This window comes from Gracilinema caldarium DSM 7334 (genome assembly GCF_000219725.1).
GTDB lineage: Bacteria > Spirochaetota > Spirochaetia > Treponematales > Breznakiellaceae > Gracilinema > Gracilinema caldarium.
Genome location: NC_015732.1, coordinates 2,888,454 through 2,904,736 on the forward strand (window position 1 = coordinate 2,888,454; position 16,283 = coordinate 2,904,736).

Below are 16,283 nucleotides of genomic sequence, written 5' to 3' on the forward strand. Positions count from 1 at the left end.
CCCATGAGAATTATTTTTGAACAGGTCCGGCTGGTAGACCACAGCATGGACCGCCGGGGCACCCTGGTTATTGAAAACGGACACATTAAAACCATTTCATTTAACTCGAAGGAAGACTTCCAGGTTGATGAACGGCTCCCGGGCCCGGCGCTGCGCATTGACTGTTCCGGCACCGATTGGGTACTCATGCCTGCCTTCGTGGACCTGCACGCCCATTTCCGCGACCCGGGCTTTCCGGAAAAGGAAACCCTGGAATCGGCGAGCCTGGCCGCTGTCGCCGGAGGCTATGGTACGGTGGTCTGTATGGCCAACACCAAACCGCCCATCGACAACCTGGATCTGGCCAAGCTCCTGCGGGAACGCGCTCATCAGCTCGGACTCATCGACCTGTACCCGGTGCTCTCTTTGACCCGGGGCATGGAAGGCCGCGACACAAGCCATCTGGAAGCCCTGGCGAAAGCCCCGGATCCGGGGGTCCTTCGGGACACGGTACGGCTCCTTTCCGAGGACGGCAGGGACGTATCCGATGATGAGACCCTACGCAGGGCATTTCGCTCAGCTCGACAGCTGGGGCTCAGGGTAAGCTACCACTGTGACTGGGGCGGAGCCGAAGCAGAAGCGGCAAAGGCTGCAGGCGCAGCCCGGGCATACTGGAGCCGGATAGAAGAAAACCAAGCCACCGAGCGGGTCCTCAGGCTTGCCGCCGAATGCGGCATCTCTATCCACATAGCCCATGTATCCACCAAAGAAGCCCTGGAGATGGTACGAAAGGCCCAGGCCGCCGACGCTTCCCGAAGTTCGAGCCGTGAAAGCGGCCAGGATGGTTTCAGGGTTACCTGCGAGGTTACCCCCCATCACCTAGCCTGTACGGAGGAAGATGCGGAAGAGCTCGGCCCTGAAAGCATTGGCCGGGTCAATCCCCCCCTCAGGAACACCGAAGACATTACAGCCCTGATCAGGGGCATACAGGATGGCACCATCACCGCCATTGCGACAGACCATGCGCCCCATACTGAGTCTGATAAAATCCAGGGGGCACCGGGCTTTATTGGCCTCGAAACAGCCTTTGCAGTCTCCTATACTACGCTGGTTGAGGGAAACCATTGCTCTCTGCAAAAGCTTTCAGCCCTGATGAGCTACAAGCCCAGCCGCATCCTGGGCCTCACCGACCGGGGCATCCTCGCCCCCTGGGCAAGGGCAGACCTGGTCCTGGTAGACCCCCAGGCAAAAGTAGTGGTTCAAAAAACAGATTTCAAGTCCCGGAGCAGTAACAGTCCTTTCATCGGCCGAAAACTGCAGGGCCGGATCCTCATGACCCTGCACCAAGGACAGATTGTATATGAGGGAAGGCGGTAACGGCCTCGCCCCTCTTAAAACCATGAAGTAAGGAGAACGTGATGAGATTACAAATGGATGCCCTCTATGATTCTGTACGGGATCGGGGGCCGGTCTGTGTGGGCCTTGATACGGCCCCGGAATATATCCCTCCCCGGGAACGGCTCCATGCCGCCTCAGAAGCCAGGGCCCTCTATAATTTTAACCGGGCTATTATCGATGCAACCAGGGATGTTGCAGCCTGCTATAAGGTTCAGATTGCCTATTACGAAGCCCTGGGGCTTCCGGGACTTGAGGCTTACCGGGACACCCTACGCTATATAAGAGAACAGAAAGGTATTGTCATAGCAGACATTAAACGGGGGGACATTGCCGATACAGCAAAATGTTACGCTAAAGCCCATTTCGAAGGGGATTTTGAAGCAGACCTAGTTACCCTTTCACCCTATATGGGGATGGATTCCATCGAGCCATGGTTTAGCTATGCACAAGAACGGGGAAAGGGAGCCTTTGTCCTCATGCGGACCAGCAACAAGGGTATGCGGGACTTTGAATACCAGGAACTGGCTTCGGGGGGACGGCTCTACCATGAGGTGGGCCGCAAAATGACAGCCCTGACGAAGGAATGCCGGGGCGAACGGGGGTATGGAGCCTTTGGTGTGGTGGTCGGCTGTACAGAGGCAGAAGAATCCGAAACCATACGGCAGACCTACCGGGACCTGTTCTTCCTCATACCCGGTTATGGAGCTCAGGGAGGAGCCGCCCAGGATGCGGCCCGATTATTGATTGATGGAAACGGCGGGGTGGTCAATGCTTCCCGGTCCATCCTGAAGGCCTGGTTTACCGACTTTGAATCCCAGAACCTGTCCCAGGCGACCTATAACGACGTAGCCGCCGCCGCCCGCCGGGAGGTCATAAGAATGAAAACCGACATTCTCGCCGCCTGCGGCGTCCCGGAAGGGACCGCCAGTACGGCCGCTACCGGGTACTCCAGTACAACCTCAGACTCAGCCCCAGGGTCAGGCAATAATCCTCACCCCACTGCTCCGGGGGTATCCCATGGCTGATTCCAGCACCTGTCATCATGATCGGGCCTTTTTATCCTGCACCATCGTTGCTAATGCACCGATTCATACTGTTCCCGGCGAAGGGCTTGTTACCGAAATGCAGGTAAGCTGGGAAGGCCCCGTACCCCAGCCAGGCCAGTTTTTCATGCTTAGGCTTGAGCGGAGCGGGGTTCTTTTAGGCCGGCCCATCAGTGTCCTGGGATACCGGAACGGGCTTGTAAGCTTTATGATTGCCGAACGGGGCAAGGGCAGCCGGGAACTAGTAACAGCCCGAGCCGGGGAAGCCATAGAACTTTCAGGCCCCCTTGGAAACACCTGGCCTGTGCCGCCTCTCGGTGATGGTCCCATAGCCCTCGTTGGGGGCGGCATCGGCATTGCCCCCCTCATCTACCTGAGCGAAAGGCTTCCGCCTGGAAGTTTCCATTTCTACGGCGGCTTCCGTTCCAAGCCCTACGGACTGGAAGGCTTTCCACCGGAAAGCCTCACCCTTGCAAGCGAAGATGGTTCTGTAGGCTACCGGGGCCGGATTCCTGACGTTTTTAATCCCGCCGGCTTCCGGGCTGTGTACGCCTGCGGACCAACACCGATGCTGAAACGCATTGCAGAAGTATGCGGTCAGGCGCCCTGTTATATCAGTCTGGAAGAACGGATGGCCTGCGGCGTTGGGGCCTGCCTGGGCTGTACGGTCCGTACCACCCGGGGCAACCGTCGCTGTTGTGTCGATGGCCCCATTTTCCCCGCAGCGGAGGTGCTCTTTGATGCATAACAATAACATACAACCGGACCTGTCGGTACAGATTGCAGGGATCACCTTTAAGAATCCCGTCATTGCCGCTTCCGGGACCTTCGGTTATGGCCAGGAATATGCGGGGCTCATCGATGTATCCCGGCTGGGAGGTATCTGTACCAAGGGGCTTACCCTGCATCCCCGGGAAGGGAACCGGGGTCGGCGGCTCCACGAAACAGCCTCGGGACTCATGAACTCCATCGGCCTCGAAAATCCGGGAATTCCCGCCTTTATCGAACAGGAACTCCCGGCCATGCTGGAGCTGGGTCCCCGGGTAATCGCCAACCTTTCCGGCTCTACTGTGGAAGAATACCAGGAAGGGGCCCGGCTCCTTTCGGCCACCGGGATTGATATGATAGAACTTAATATTTCCTGCCCCAACGTTAAAGCCGGGGGCATGGCCTTCGGCCTCTGTCCTGCCGATGCGGCCACTGTGGTTCAGGCGGTTCGCCGGGTCTGTGATAAACCCCTCATGGTAAAGTTATCCCCTAATGCCCCGGACCTGGTTGGCGTAGCCCTGGCCTGTATCAACGCCGGCGCAGACGCCCTGAGCCTCGTGAATACCTTTAAAGCCCTGGCCTTCGACATCCGGCGGCGCACACCCATTTTTGACCATGTGACTGCGGGCCTCTCCGGCCCTGCCATTAAACCCCTGGCCCTCCGCATGGTCTGGGATGTGTGCGCCGCCGTGCAAGTACCCGTGGTGGGAATGGGCGGCATCGCCAGTACGGAGGATGCCCTGGAGTTTTTCATGGCCGGGGCCACCGCCATCCAGATAGGCACCGCTACGTTCAGCCGTCCATCAACCATGATTGATATTATCGAGGGCCTGGAACAGTATATGGAGACCGAACGGATTAGCCATCTTTCAGAGCTTTCCCTCCAGGATCGGGAGTGAACATAAGGAGAAACACAATATGCAGGACAACAATCAGCAAAAAAATAAGGAAAACAGGACCTTAGAACTACTCCGCCAATCGGAGGCCATGCTGGAAGGGCACTTTCTGCTTTCTTCGGGCCGCCACTCAGACCGATATTTTCAGTGCGCCCGGCTGCTCCAGTACCCTGACCGGGCAGCAGAAGCCTTGGCACCAGTCGTGGCAGCCCTTAAGGAGGAAATCGCCGCCGGCAGGCTTGCCATAGACCTCGTGGTAGGGCCTGCCATAGGGGGCATTATTGTAGCCTATGAACTAGCCCGGCAACTGGGACTTCCGGCCCTTTTTACCGAACGGGATGATACGGGTGCCATGACCCTGCGGCGGGGTTTTGAGATACAGCAGGGCCAGCGGATCCTCATTGCGGAGGACGTGGTAACCACCGGAAAATCCTCCGAAGAGAGTGCCGCAGTCCTGGAACAGCTGGGAGGCCAGGTCGTTGCCCTGGCCTGTGTGGTAGACCGCCGTGCACCGGATGCACAGGTACGCTGGCCCATCTTCCCGGCCTGCAAGGTCAGTGTGGCCAACTGGGATGCGGCTGACTGTGCGCTCTGCAAACAGCAGATACCCTATGTAAAACCGGGGTCCCGGAAATTTATCACCTGAGCATCGGGATCAGCATAGTCCTAGACAGAGACGGGTAAGTCCTATTAGACTTACCCTATGATTTTCACACCAGTAAAAAAACTATCTCCAAAACAGCTTAATCTTGCCATGAAACTTAATATCCTCACCGGATGCCTGGCCACCGTGTGGGGTATTGTCTGTTCACCCCAGCCGCTCTTTAATGTCTTTGTCGTCACCCACCTGGGGGCTTCCTCATCGACCCTTGGGCTCCTGGTGGCACTCCTCCAGCTGTCGGGTATTTTTCAGCTTGCCTCCATTTTTATTTACGGCTATGCCCGACGGCGGAAACCCTTTTTCATAGCAGCCCATCTCATTCATCGGCTCCTCACCCTGGCTATTGCGGCGGCCGCCTTCATCGCGGCCGCTTCCGGCAATACCGGCTGGGGTATCCGGGCAATTATGATTGCAGTCCCCCTTTCCTGGATTTTCATGAATGCCAGCGCTGCCGGCTGGTGGAGCTGGGTTGCAGATCTTTTCCCTGAAAACATCCGAGGAGCTTTTTTTCTGAGACGTTCGGCGATTATCAATATTATTAATGTGATCTGGTTTTTCCTGGCCAGCATGGTTCTAGATTTATTTAAAGGTCCCTATACGTTCTGGATTTATGTTGGCATTTTCAGTATTGGAGCCTTTTCGGGCATCGTCGATATTATCATAAACCTCTTTATTCCTGAACCAGAACCTGCTGAAAATGAGATCTTTAATCCCCTCGATGCCCTGGAGCCACTGAAAAACAAAAACTTTATACAGTTCTCCATCGCAGTAGGATTGGCTATCTTTTCCATCAACCTTATTAGCCCTTTCCAATCCCCTTTTATTGTCGATCCAAATGGCGTCGCCGCACCGAATACCTGGCTTGGAATCATGTTTGTCATTTCTCAGCTTACCTGGGTTGTCACCGCTCCTTTTTGGGGGACTATTATGGATAAATGGGGCCGGAAGCCGGTGGTTGTGCTTGGCTGTTTCTTTGTTATCAGCTGGACCGGGTATTTTTTCCTCAACCATAGGACCTATGTGTATCTCCTCCCCCTCATCTCCATTGCAGGGGGACTTCTTGCACCAGCCTTCTGGGAAGGGGTTAACCAGATGATGCTTTCCCTAGCTCCCAGCAAGAATCGTATCGCCTATGTAGCATGGTATATGACCTTGGTTGGCCTGGTATCCTCAGGAGGCTCTCTCCTGGGGGGCACGCTCCTGGATGCGTTCGCTGCTTTCGAACTTTCATTCATCAATCTAAGCTTCTCCGGTTTTCATATAGTCCTGCTAGGTAGTATGCTCATGGTTATCTTTTCTGCATGGATCATTTCACGGGTTCGGGAAGGCCGTGAACGGGACATGGGCTTTGTCATCGGGCGTGTCGCCAACCCGGGGATACTAAAAACCTATGCCTGTATGGATGACCTGGACACCGCCTGCGACCCAGACCGTACGGAACAGGCCCTTCGCTCCATAGAGGCCGAAACGGGCGATCTGGCCTTAGATGAGATCATCGCCCGGCTCGATGACCCTTATCTAGAAATTCGGGAAGAGGCCGCCCGGGCCTTGGGACGAATCAGGTCTGCCTATGCAGTGGAACCCCTGTTACACCGGCTAGGGGACAGCCAGACCCATTTTCAAATTGCCGTAGCCCGAGCTCTGGGCAAAATTCGCGACCGACGGGCTGTAGGCCCCCTCATTGAATGTCTTACCAATACCACGTCGGAGGCACTCCAGGAAGCCTGCATCCAGGCTCTTGGTGATATCGGCGGCGATGAAGCTGCAGTGGCAGTGGCAGAATTTTACCGGAAGGCCCCCAGCGATCGACTCCGGGCGACAGCGGCTGATGCAGCAAGCCGCTTGGGACTTTTTGAAGCTTCCAGTGAACTGCTCCCCCGGCTCATCTCAGGAACATCCTCCAGCATACGCCGTCAGTATGCTATAGCGTTAGGAAATCTCTTCGGTCCACCGGGAGACTTTTATCCCTTTGTTTCAGGCTCTGAAAGCGCTCATGCAGATCGTATTTCCCGGCTCTTTCATCAACTTGAATGGAAAATCCGATCAACCAACTTTAAATTCCACAAAACACCCATCACAAAACTTTCCAAAACAAAGATCCAGAACCGGATCGATACCATACGGGAAGTCAGGGAACATCTTGATGCAGGACAGGACTATGAAGCTCTCAGAAAAATAACTAGCTTTGCCCAGGACATTCTTGCAGAAATACTTGGAGAAGCTGTAGAATCTCGTCAATTTCAGGAGCTCGCCTTCCGTATCGATATTCACTTCGGGTCCTTTGTCTGGTTTTTAGAAGAGGTTCAGACATATCTCGCCGAAACAGTAAAACATTCCGGCAATCAGATTGAGACCCTGCGACTCCTTACCCTACTAATTGTATTTTTTCTTGAATCAAACTGGAACTAATGAGGAGTACCCATGAAACAGCAAGAACCCTTTACCATTCTTTTCGAAAATGACCAATTCGTCGTTGTAAACAAGGCCAGCGGCATCGCTGTTATCGCGGACCGATGGGATGACTCCAAGGAACGACTCAATGAACTTTTAAACAGTTATTATGCAAAGGAAGCCACCGATGCGGCCTCTGCAGTTCCACCCCGGCCCCCCGTATTCCCTTTCCGCACCGGGTCTATGTGGTCCATCGGATCGACCGGGATACTTCTGGGCTCGTCCTCTTTGCAAAAACAAAAGAAGCTCACCGGCACCTTTCTTCCCTTTTTGAATCCCGGACCATCGAAAAAACATACCTCGCGGTCATTCACGGCAGGCCCAGTTGGACCGAAACAGTCTGCGACCTGCCCCTCCGGGCCGACGGGGACCGGGAACACCGCACCGTAATCGACAAGGCTAAGGGTAAACATGCCCGGACGAATTTTAAACTGCTTACGGAGGTCGGTGCCTACTCACTCATCCAGGCTCAGATCGAAACCGGCAGAACCCACCAGATTCGGGTACACCTAGCAAGTCTGGGGCATCCGGTAGTGTGCGATCCTCTCTACGGAACACTTAAGCCGGTTTATCTTTCCGCCTTTAAGCGGGGCTGGCGGGGAGATAACCTGGAAGAAAAACCCCTCCTTGCCCGGCTTGGACTTCACGCCTATTCCCTCGTCCTTCCCGCAACAAACACAGAGCCCCATGAAGAGCCGCAGGAAAAGGCCTATCGTTTCATTGCGCCTCTGCCCCGGGATTTCCGGGCCCTGGTTAACCAGATGGAAAAGGTTACGGGCACCACTATTTTAGATTGATGACCGGAGCCTTCGATTTGGGATCAATTTCGCGATCCTGTGAAGCCTGCGCGGTTAACAGGTCTCTTTGCAGTTCTAGGAGCGAACCTGCAGCCAGGCTCTGTATCTTGTGGGCGGATCCCTTAAGAAGTAGGAGCCCCATCTCAGAGCAGGCATAACGACCCAATTCATGCCCGATGCTCCCCGTACGGCTTGGAGTAGTCTTTGGGCCGTGGCCCCTCCCCTGGCCGGCAAAGAAGCCGGCTACCGGGTCAGCCCCTACCGGGAAGGGGTCTGAAAGAACCCTGAGGCTCAGGCCCGTCACTCTATCGCCTATTGTTCTATCAACAACTCCTTCCCCCCCGCCAGCCAATAGAAAACTTACTGTAGCCCGTTCCTTGGGGATCCCCGCAGCACGGGAAAGCCGGTGGAGGGCCTCAGGGGCTTCATCGGTTTCAAAAGCAAAGTGACACCATTTGGCACCCCTCTTCCCGCCGGGCAAGGGACAAGCTCCGGCATGGGTGCAGGGGGCAAGGGGCAACCAGCTCAGGGTCATAAGCTGAGCCCGCAGGTGGCTGATAAATTCCCCCGACCGAGGAATACCCGGTTCGACTACCAGGAGGGACCCTCTTTTCGAATCAGCCAGGGCCGACAAAACCGGTGCATAGCGCTCCGCTACAAGCCGCGGCCCGTTATGGTCATCCCAAAAGAGTTCATTAAACAGGTTAACCGCCGTCACGAGCCGAGCGGGTTTTCCTTCGATCCGTTCGCCAAGACTGCCCCGGATGATCCTTACCTTCCACTGGGAAGGGAGGGCCTGCAGAATGGTTTTCCCCGCATCGAGAATGGCGCCGGTCCTGTCCAAACACCGGAATTCCAGTTCCATGTCGCGAAGGTCCGGCCGGCACACCCAAAGGGCGATGGGGAGGGTGAGCGGCCCCGACCCGAGATCGGTAATGGCATCGCCCTCGGTGAACTGGAGCGGCAGGGCTGGCATGAGCCGGGCGAGGCGAAAGATGTTCCAGGGGAGAAAATAGCGAAGGTATGCGGAAAGGAGGGGCTTCTGCCCAAGGTACCCCGCGTCTCGTCGGGGCCGCTCACTGGTAAGCTGACGGGAAAGTTCAGCCACATCCTGGGGGAGCCTGGTGCGAAAACGGCCGGGGATGGGAAAGAGCTTGTCAATCAGTGGCAGCAGTTGTTCCAGGTCCTGCCTGGCCTGTTCATTCAGGGGACTGAAGAGGTTCATCAATTTGGGTCGTCCTTTGTGTAACGATACTGTACAGGTCCAATAACTGGGACCGCAGGGCATCCAGTTCGGCCCGCAGATCCTGACCGGGACCAGTGAGCTCCCGCAGGAGTTCGTCCCGGGCACCTTCCAGAGTAAAATGGCGTTCGTAAATAAGATATTTCAGCCTGAGCAATATCCTGATATCCCGGGAATTATACACCCGCCGGCCTCCCAGATCCTTACGGACCTGGAGCAGGGGAACTTCCTTTTCCCAGTATCGCAGAACATGGGCTTTCACCTGCAGGAGGCGTTCCACATCCCCAATCTGGTAGGTTCCCATAGAATCAGGACTTCCTTTGATCCTTGTTTTGGACCTTATTCTGTTCGGTTCGTTTTGCTTCCCGTTCTTTTCGGGCCGTGACGGGGTCCTTCCGGGAAGCTCTCAGTTCAATCTGCAGGGGAATCATAGAAAATCCCAGGTCCTTCCGGATTTTGTTGCGCAGATAGGCCACATAGGCCTCGCTCACCGCCTGAAGCCGGGACACAAAGAAGATAAACTTGACAGGGTTAACGGAAGCCTGAACCGCATATTTTACCTTAAAACGGGTCCGGGGACCGATAGGCGGTGGATATTCCTCAAGCCAGCGTTCCAAGGCCTGGTTCAAAGGCCCGGTTTCCATCTGCTTGTTCAGCTGGCCATACATCCGGAGGGCCGTTTCCAGAAGCTTATCAACTCCAGTTCCGTCTTTTGCGCTGATGGGGATAATAGGGGCATACTCCATTTGACCAAAGAGGAAGTGAATTCGATCCACCGTCGCCTCAAAGGCATTTTTAATCTGGGGCATGGTGTCCCACTTGTTCAGTACAAAGATGATTCCCCGTCCCCGTTCATGGGCCAGGGCGGCGATCTTTTTATCCTGTTCGGTAAGCCCTTCTTGGGCATCAATCATGAGAAACACAATATCCGCCTCATCCAGGGACTTAATGGCCCGGTTCACCGAATAGTACTCGATGTTTTCGGTTACCCTGTTTTTCCTCCGGATTCCTGCAGTATCGAGGACCACAAAATGATGATTGTTATATTCAAACTGGCCCGTTACCACATCCCGGGTTGTACCGGGAATATCGCTCACAATGGAAGCGTCCGAAGCGGTCAGCCGGTTCGAAAGGGTCGATTTCCCCGTATTAGGCTTCCCAATCAGGGCAAGCCGAATGAGCCGCTCAGGGCCCGCCTCATCAAGCTCTACTCTGGAAAAATCGAGCCGCTTGACAATAGCTTCTTCGAACTCAAGGATATGGTCCCCATGTTCGGCGGAGATCATGTGGATGTCCTCAAATCCGTAGGACAGGAGATTCCAGGCATAGCTTTCCCTTCGCCCCCCTTCGGTTTTATTGACCGCCACTATAACCTTGTTCCAGTAGGGCCTGAGCCGCTCAATAAACTCCTCATCCTCGCTGGTGGGATCCCCCGCTTCCATAACCAGAACAATCAGGTCCGCCCGGTTCAGGGTATCCAGGGTCTTTTCCACCACCAGATCCTCCAGGACTTCCCGTTCCAGCTTAAAGCCCCCCGTATCAATCAGGGTGATGGGATGATTATCGATAAAAGCTGTCGCCTCAATGGGGTCCCGGGTAACCCCAGGGGTTGGGTCCGTAATGGCCCGCCGCTGACGTAAGAGCCGGTTAAAGAGGGTCGATTTGCCCACATTGGGCCGTCCTACCAGGACAACCACCGGTAAATTTCGATATCGCAGATCAGGACTAAATTCCATATCAGGGTAACTCCATAGTATTGTTCATTGTGTCAAAGTGATCCTGGATTCTAGGAAATGCGATAGTGCATCCATTGGGTTACCAGGTTTTCTACTTCCAGGTACGAGGTGCACCCCAGGGCCGCATCAGCCAGCTGCTGGCAGTCAGCACGGGATACGGACCGGATTATCTTCTTAACCAGGGGTATTGATGCGGAGGACATGCTGAATTCATCCAAACCAAGTCCCAAGAGCAGGGCCGTCGCATGGGGATTTCCCGCCAATTCTCCACACATGGCCGCCGGAATACCCGCCTTATGGGCTTCATCAATGGTACGTTTAATAAAGCGAAGCACCGCCGGATGGAAGGGCTGAGCCAGATAGGCAATCCGCTCATTGCCCCGGTCCACAGCAAGACTGTACTGAACCAGATCATTGGTGCCAACAGAAAAGAAGGCCGCCTTTTTTGCCAGGATATCCGCAGTCATCGCCGCAGAGGGAATCTCGATCATCGCTCCTACTTCAATGTTTTCTGCAAACGCCTGGCCTTTTATGGTTAACTCAGCCTTCGCTTCATCCAGTACCACAAGAGCACGTTCCAATTCTTCAATTCCCGAAATCATGGGGAACATAATTTTCAGGTTCCCGTGAACACTACTACGAAGCAGGGCTCTAAGTTGGGTCTTAAAAAATTCCTGATGGGCAAGACAGAAACGGATTGCCCGCCAGCCCAAGAGGGGATTTTTTTCATCAGTCACCTGCAAGTCGGGAATAATTTTATCTCCCCCCACATCCAAGGTCCGAATGGTAACAGGCTTGTTGCGCATAGTTTCCAGGACCTGCTTATAAGCCCGGTACTGACGTTCTTCATCGGCGGACTGTCCGGGAGTTAGAAAGAGAAATTCCGAGCGATACAGTCCAATTCCTTCCGCACCATTTTGTAAAGCCAGCGGTGCCTCTTCGGGAATTTCAATATTGGCTTTTAAAACAACCCGGTACCCATCGGGGGTCTCCGCAGGGAGGTCCTTCAGGGTCTTCAGGCTGTCGGCCATTTTCTTGATCTGCACTGCCATCCGCTGGTACCGCTCAAGCACCTCGGGACTGGGGTTGCAGATGATATGGCCCGCATTGCCATCAACAATCACCAAATCCCCGTCCTTAATTTCCACCGTTGCGGTAGAAAGACCGAGCACTGCAGGGATTTCAAAGGCACGGGCTAAAATAGCCGTATGGCTTGTGGGTCCTCCCATATCCATGGCAATACCTTTGACAAACCGTTTGTTCATCACCAGGGTATCCGAAGGAAGCAGGTTATGGGCAACAAGAATCACCTCTTCATGAAGATCTGCCAGGGATACCTTTTTTATGAAAAGCAGTTTATGCAATACCCGCCGGGATACATCAAAAATATCCGAAACCCGTTCCTGCAAATTGGGATCAGATGACTTGGAAAGTTTCTGGGTCAGTTCACGGGAAATATCATAGAGCACCCACTCTATGTTCTGGTTGCTATTGTTCAGCTTTGTCTGGATCTGGTCCTTCAGATCCTCATCCCGGAGCATCATCAGGTGGGATTCAAAAATCTTTGCCTGTTCCTCACCCATTTCGCGGTTAGCCCGTTCCAGAAGTTCCAGAACTTCAGCTTCAGCAGAAAGAACAGCCTCGAGAAAACGGGCCCATTCAAGCTCTATCTCATCCTTGGGAACCGAATAACGGGGAATTTGAGAAAACACATCGTCTACATAGAGGAAGGCCTTGCCGATTGCTACGCCCGATGAGGCGGAGATGCCCTTGAACTCTTTCATTATATTGAAGCATACCGCAAAGGCGAGTAAACTGTCAAACAGGTAGAGAGGAAGCACCATGATTGGAATGACAAAGAGCGATGGTACACCGGGAAACCGGGCTCCGGATTGCCTCAAATGCGTTTATTTTCGGGTTTCCTGGGACCCGGCCTTTCCCCGGCTCTGCACGGTCTTCGGTATCAAGACGAAACACCTGCCCTCTATCGAAGTCTTCCAGGCCACAGGCCATCACTGTCCATCTTTTATGCTTAAAAAGGGCCTTACATGATACTCCTTATCCAGCCTCCCTTTGTTCAGCTCAACGCACCCTACCCTTCCCTCTATTATCTCCGCAGTTTTCTTCAGCAGCAGGGATACACTGTTCAGGTTGATGACCATTCAATCGCCCTGTTCCACCGGATTTTCTCCCGTCCGGGGCTGGAACAGATCTTTGCCGATGGCGAAGCTCGGCTCAACAAAGGACCGATACTTCCTCCACAGGCAGAAGTGATTGCCCGGCGTTACCTGAGCCAGCGGGAACTATGGCTCAGCCATATTGATCGGCTCATTGCCTTTCTTCAGGGCAAGGACCGGGAATATGCTCACCTCCTCGCCCTCTGCAACAACACACTGCCCATGGGTCCTCGGGCGGAGGCACTGCTTTCCGCCCAGGACTATGCCATCCTGCCCGACCAGGCTAGCATTCTTGCCAGTGCCATGCTGGCGGACCTGGCAGATTTCATCATCGCCCTCCTGGACCCAACCTTTTCGCTCGTTAAATACGCCGACTCCCTGGCCGCCAGCATCCGCGATTTCTCCCGGGTTGCCTCCGCCCTGGACGGCTATATCCTCACCACCTTTTACCAGCCCTTCCTGGAAGCAACCTGGGCACGCTTCAGCCACGCCCCGGACCTGATCGGGCTTACCATACCCTTCCCCGGCTGTCTTGCGGGGGCTCTCACCGCAGCCCGATCCGCCAAGGCCCATTTCGGCCCCCAGATTCCCATTGTGGCCGGCGGCGGCTATGTTACCACCGAACTGCGTCATATAAGGGCCCGCACCTTTTTTGAGTACATCGACTTCCTCAGTTTTGACCGGGGCTATGGGGCGCTCCAATCCATCCTGGATTTTTTGAAGCACCACAAATACTGTCGCCAGGATTCCTCCCTGTCTCAGGCTTCCATTAGCGAAAACACTACACCCCCAGCGGGAGGTGCAGACACCGAACCTATCCTCCACCATTGCATCTACCGTACCCGGTCTGGGGACCTCAGCGGCTCGGCAGACTTGCATCTCTCCCCCTATGATGAACTTGACCGGCAAGCTACCACCCAGGTCTTTCCCGATTACCGGGGGGTAGATTTTAGCCGGTACATCCTCCCCGTGGATGATACCAACCCCATGCACCGCCTCTGGACCGAAGGCCGCTGGCTTAAGGCCTACCTGGCCCATGGCTGCTACTGGCATGCCTGTGCCTTCTGCGATGTCCAGCTCGACTATATCCGAGGTTTCGAGTCCATACCGGTAGACCCCCTCTTTCAACATCTGGTTAAACAATCCCGATACACCGGTATACGGGGAATCCATCTGGTAGACGAAGCCGCCCCGGTTCAATCCCTTATCGAACTGGCTCTTTTGAACCGGGAAGCAGGGCTCCCCCTCACCTTCTGGGGCAACATCCGCTTCGAAAAAGCCTTTACCCCCGATGTGGCGGCCCTCCTTGCATCGGGGGGTCTCCTCGGCGTATCTGGCGGCATCGAAGTCGCCTCCGAAGCAGGCTTTAAGCGGCTTGGGAAAGGCATTGGCCTTGAAGATGTGGTAGCCTCCTGCACTGCCTTTAAAGAAGCGGGTATCCTCACCCATGCCTACCTCATTTTTGGCTATTGGGACCAGGATGAACAGGAAATCATCGATGCCGCCGAAACCCTCCGCCAGCTTTTTGCAGCGGGCCTCATCGACTCAGCCTTCTGGCATAAATTTGTCTTGACCCGCCATTCCCGAATTTACCGAGAGTTTACACAGGGACGCCATAAGGAGCTTACCATTATTGATGAACCAAGTCAGAATCCGGAGGACTTTTTTGCCGATAACGACCTCCGTTTTACAGGCGAAGACCGGTATGACCGCTACACCCAACCGTTGGATATGCTCCTTGCTGAGTGGATGCAGGGAACTACCGACCGTCCTGTGCGGGAGGCCTTTCCCTTTCCCATGCCGCCCCCCAGGCTCCCCAAAAACCGGGTCCAGAACCTCCTGCACAGCTACCTGTCCCGTAAAGAGTCAGCATGGCAAGCGGTGCCATCAGAGACTGGTGAGCCGCCAGCAGCTCAGCTAACAGCTTGTCAGCCAACCACCACCCAAACAGAGGCTCTCCAGGGAACCCAGCCATCGGCTCAGTCACATACCCCTCTCAAGCATGATGCTTCACTCCAGGCCGCTGTGGGCCTCTATAAAAAAGCTTCCTCCGATGACAGCAGGGTCCTGTTTCTAGGTTCCCGTCCCTGGCTTGGTAACAAGAACGGAACCTGGTTTATCAGCTGGTACTGGAATCATTCTGAATGGACGATCAAAATAACAAGCTACCAACCAGTCCCGTCTCAGGGTTACCCTGCTAACAAAGCCCGTAACACCCCACATGCAAACAAAGGTTCAAGTCAGCAAAACCCAGATCATGCATCAGAGGGAGAGCTGGTCATGCAGCTCTGTAGAGGAGAAAACCCCGAAATAACCGCACAAAAGCTCGAAGCTTTGATCAATGATCTGCGACAGGGAAGAGGGTGGGAAGGACACAAAGCCTACAAAACAGTCGGGGAACTGGTCTCAGGAAAAACAGCTCTCCAATTTTGGCCGTTCCTTCGAAAAGGCGGATTGGTAGTAATGAGAACTCAAAAAGTATGAATAGGAACAATAATGCTAGTATTAAGCAGTGCGGTCCCGCAGCGGGCCATCCGTTACAAACGGTTGTAGCGAGCTGCAATATCCTGCTTCATTGTCTCCTATTTTTAACTTTACTTCTAGTCAACTTTCTAAGTTTAAGTTTTCCATATTCGTTATCAACATTTTCTACTAACGATTAAAGTGTCGTACTAACATAATTTCCCTAATTTTCACAGGTAGGAGCCAGTGGATTTTGCAAAGCCCGTTCTATCACCGAAATAAGTTCCCGGGATCGCCAGGGCTTTTTCAGGCAGGCTTTAATTTTTGCATTCTGCATCGCCCGATCTATGGCTTCTGCATCTGCCTGGCCGGTAACCAGAATCGACACCACATGGGGGTACTTTTCGTGTATGATACTGAGGAATTCGTCCCCCTTCATACCAGGCATAAGCCAGTCTGAAATAATCACCACAAGCTCTATCCCGTTTTCCACCATTTCATCTATTTTATTAAACGCTTCTTGTGCAGACAATGCCGTATCGAGATAATAGGTATTACCAAAGTGGTTTTTAAGTTCCTGCTTCATGGCAATTACAATAATTGCCTCATCATCCACACAAAGCATTGCCTGTTTCGGCATATATACTCCCTTATTATCAATATACTACAAA

The 16,283-nt window shown here is 54.1% G+C and carries 14 protein-coding genes; 9 read left to right on the forward strand and 5 right to left on the reverse strand.

The features are described 5' to 3' along the window. Nucleotides 1-3 precede the first annotated feature (3 nt). The 7 genes from SPICA_RS15075 (at nt 4) to SPICA_RS12980 (ending at nt 7,993) form a co-directional block, all read left to right on the forward strand. Nucleotides 4-1,356: a dihydroorotase gene (locus SPICA_RS15075; protein ID WP_013969931.1), complete on the forward strand. Its 1,353-nt coding sequence runs from the start codon at nt 4-6 to the stop codon at nt 1,354-1,356. Between the two features lie 41 nt (nt 1,357-1,397). Next, on the forward strand, nt 1,398-2,402 hold the full coding sequence (pyrF, locus tag SPICA_RS12955) for an orotidine-5'-phosphate decarboxylase (RefSeq protein ID WP_013969932.1): 1,005 nt from the start codon (nt 1,398-1,400) through the stop codon (nt 2,400-2,402). After that, on the forward strand, nt 2,395-3,168 hold the full coding sequence (locus SPICA_RS12960; protein ID WP_013969933.1) for a dihydroorotate dehydrogenase electron transfer subunit: 774 nt from the start codon (nt 2,395-2,397) through the stop codon (nt 3,166-3,168). Before pyrF ends, SPICA_RS12960 begins: the two co-directional genes overlap by 8 nt. After that, complete coding sequence (locus SPICA_RS12965; RefSeq protein ID WP_013969934.1) at nt 3,161-4,087, forward strand: dihydroorotate dehydrogenase; 927 nt, start codon at nt 3,161-3,163, stop codon at nt 4,085-4,087. Before SPICA_RS12960 ends, SPICA_RS12965 begins: the two co-directional genes overlap by 8 nt. Before the next feature lie 19 nt (nt 4,088-4,106). Beyond that, nucleotides 4,107-4,730 (forward strand): orotate phosphoribosyltransferase, encoded by a 624-nt coding sequence (pyrE, locus tag SPICA_RS12970; RefSeq protein ID WP_013969935.1) that lies wholly within the window; start codon nt 4,107-4,109, stop codon nt 4,728-4,730. A gap of 57 nt (nt 4,731-4,787) precedes the next feature. Further along, nucleotides 4,788-7,154: an MFS transporter gene (locus SPICA_RS12975; RefSeq protein WP_013969936.1), complete on the forward strand. Its 2,367-nt coding sequence runs from the start codon at nt 4,788-4,790 to the stop codon at nt 7,152-7,154. Nucleotides 7,155-7,381: 227 nt separating this feature from the next. After that, nucleotides 7,382-7,993 carry an RluA family pseudouridine synthase gene (locus SPICA_RS12980; RefSeq protein WP_335328875.1) on the forward strand — a complete coding sequence of 204 codons (612 nt, stop codon included), beginning with the start codon at nt 7,382-7,384 and terminating at the stop codon, nt 7,991-7,993. Here SPICA_RS12980 and SPICA_RS12985 read toward each other — a convergent pair. From SPICA_RS12985 to ptsP, 4 genes are read right to left on the reverse strand one after another with little or no spacing between them, the layout of a single operon-like run. Continuing rightward, entirely contained in the window at nt 7,980-9,218 is a 1,239-nt protein-coding gene (locus tag SPICA_RS12985; protein WP_013969937.1) for a small ribosomal subunit Rsm22 family protein, read from the reverse strand. The genes SPICA_RS12980 and SPICA_RS12985 overlap by 14 nt on opposite strands. Beyond that, on the reverse strand, nt 9,193-9,540 hold the full coding sequence (locus SPICA_RS12990; protein WP_013969938.1) for a MerR family transcriptional regulator: 348 nt from the start codon (nt 9,538-9,540) through the stop codon (nt 9,193-9,195). The genes SPICA_RS12985 and SPICA_RS12990 overlap by 26 nt, the downstream gene beginning before the upstream one ends. 4 nt (nt 9,541-9,544) lie before the next feature. After that, nucleotides 9,545-10,972 carry a ribosome biogenesis GTPase Der gene (gene der, locus SPICA_RS12995; protein ID WP_013969939.1) on the reverse strand — a complete coding sequence of 476 codons (1,428 nt, stop codon included), beginning with the start codon at nt 10,970-10,972 and terminating at the stop codon, nt 9,545-9,547. 50 nt (nt 10,973-11,022) lie between these two features. Beyond that, the gene (gene ptsP / locus SPICA_RS13000; protein WP_041396757.1) at nt 11,023-12,756 is read right to left on the reverse strand and encodes a phosphoenolpyruvate--protein phosphotransferase; all 1,734 of its coding nucleotides are present in this window, start codon (nt 12,754-12,756) and stop codon (nt 11,023-11,025) included. Between the two features lie 58 nt (nt 12,757-12,814). Here ptsP and SPICA_RS13005 point away from each other — a divergent pair, with 58 nt between their 5' ends. Further along, nucleotides 12,815-13,024: a hypothetical protein gene (locus tag SPICA_RS13005; RefSeq protein ID WP_237255869.1), complete on the forward strand. Its 210-nt coding sequence runs from the start codon at nt 12,815-12,817 to the stop codon at nt 13,022-13,024. Further along, nucleotides 13,021-15,633 carry a B12-binding domain-containing radical SAM protein gene (locus SPICA_RS13010; protein ID WP_013969942.1) on the forward strand — a complete coding sequence of 871 codons (2,613 nt, stop codon included), beginning with the start codon at nt 13,021-13,023 and terminating at the stop codon, nt 15,631-15,633. Before SPICA_RS13005 ends, SPICA_RS13010 begins: the two co-directional genes overlap by 4 nt. 202 nt (nt 15,634-15,835) lie before the next feature. Here the strand turns inward: SPICA_RS13010 and SPICA_RS13015 are convergent, their stop codons facing one another. Further along, nucleotides 15,836-16,252, reverse strand: a complete 417-nt coding sequence (locus SPICA_RS13015; protein ID WP_013969943.1) for a response regulator — start codon at nt 16,250-16,252, stop codon at nt 15,836-15,838. Nucleotides 16,253-16,283: the final 31 nt, after the last annotated feature.

What these genes read in the sequence shown, in the direction of transcription:
- SPICA_RS15075 (WP_013969931.1), top strand. Translation starts at nt 4, where the DNA reads ATGAGAATTATTTTTGAACAGGTCCGGCTGGTAGACCACAGCATGGAC.
- pyrF (WP_013969932.1), top strand. Translation starts at nt 1,398, where the DNA reads ATGAGATTACAAATGGATGCCCTCTATGATTCTGTACGGGATCGGGGG.
- SPICA_RS12960 (WP_013969933.1), top strand. Translation starts at nt 2,395, where the DNA reads ATGGCTGATTCCAGCACCTGTCATCATGATCGGGCCTTTTTATCCTGC.
- SPICA_RS12965 (WP_013969934.1), top strand. Translation starts at nt 3,161, where the DNA reads ATGCATAACAATAACATACAACCGGACCTGTCGGTACAGATTGCAGGG.
- pyrE (WP_013969935.1), top strand. Translation starts at nt 4,107, where the DNA reads ATGCAGGACAACAATCAGCAAAAAAATAAGGAAAACAGGACCTTAGAA.
- SPICA_RS12975 (WP_013969936.1), top strand. Translation starts at nt 4,788, where the DNA reads ATGATTTTCACACCAGTAAAAAAACTATCTCCAAAACAGCTTAATCTT.
- SPICA_RS12985 (WP_013969937.1), bottom strand. Translation starts at nt 9,218, where the DNA reads ATGAACCTCTTCAGTCCCCTGAATGAACAGGCCAGGCAGGACCTGGAA.
- SPICA_RS12990 (WP_013969938.1), bottom strand. Translation starts at nt 9,540, where the DNA reads ATGGGAACCTACCAGATTGGGGATGTGGAACGCCTCCTGCAGGTGAAA.
- der (WP_013969939.1), bottom strand. Translation starts at nt 10,972, where the DNA reads ATGGAATTTAGTCCTGATCTGCGATATCGAAATTTACCGGTGGTTGTC.
- ptsP (WP_041396757.1), bottom strand. Translation starts at nt 12,756, where the DNA reads ATGAAAGAGTTCAAGGGCATCTCCGCCTCATCGGGCGTAGCAATCGGC.
- SPICA_RS13005 (WP_237255869.1), top strand. Translation starts at nt 12,815, where the DNA reads ATGATTGGAATGACAAAGAGCGATGGTACACCGGGAAACCGGGCTCCG.
- SPICA_RS13010 (WP_013969942.1), top strand. Translation starts at nt 13,021, where the DNA reads ATGATACTCCTTATCCAGCCTCCCTTTGTTCAGCTCAACGCACCCTAC.
- SPICA_RS13015 (WP_013969943.1), bottom strand. Translation starts at nt 16,252, where the DNA reads ATGCCGAAACAGGCAATGCTTTGTGTGGATGATGAGGCAATTATTGTA.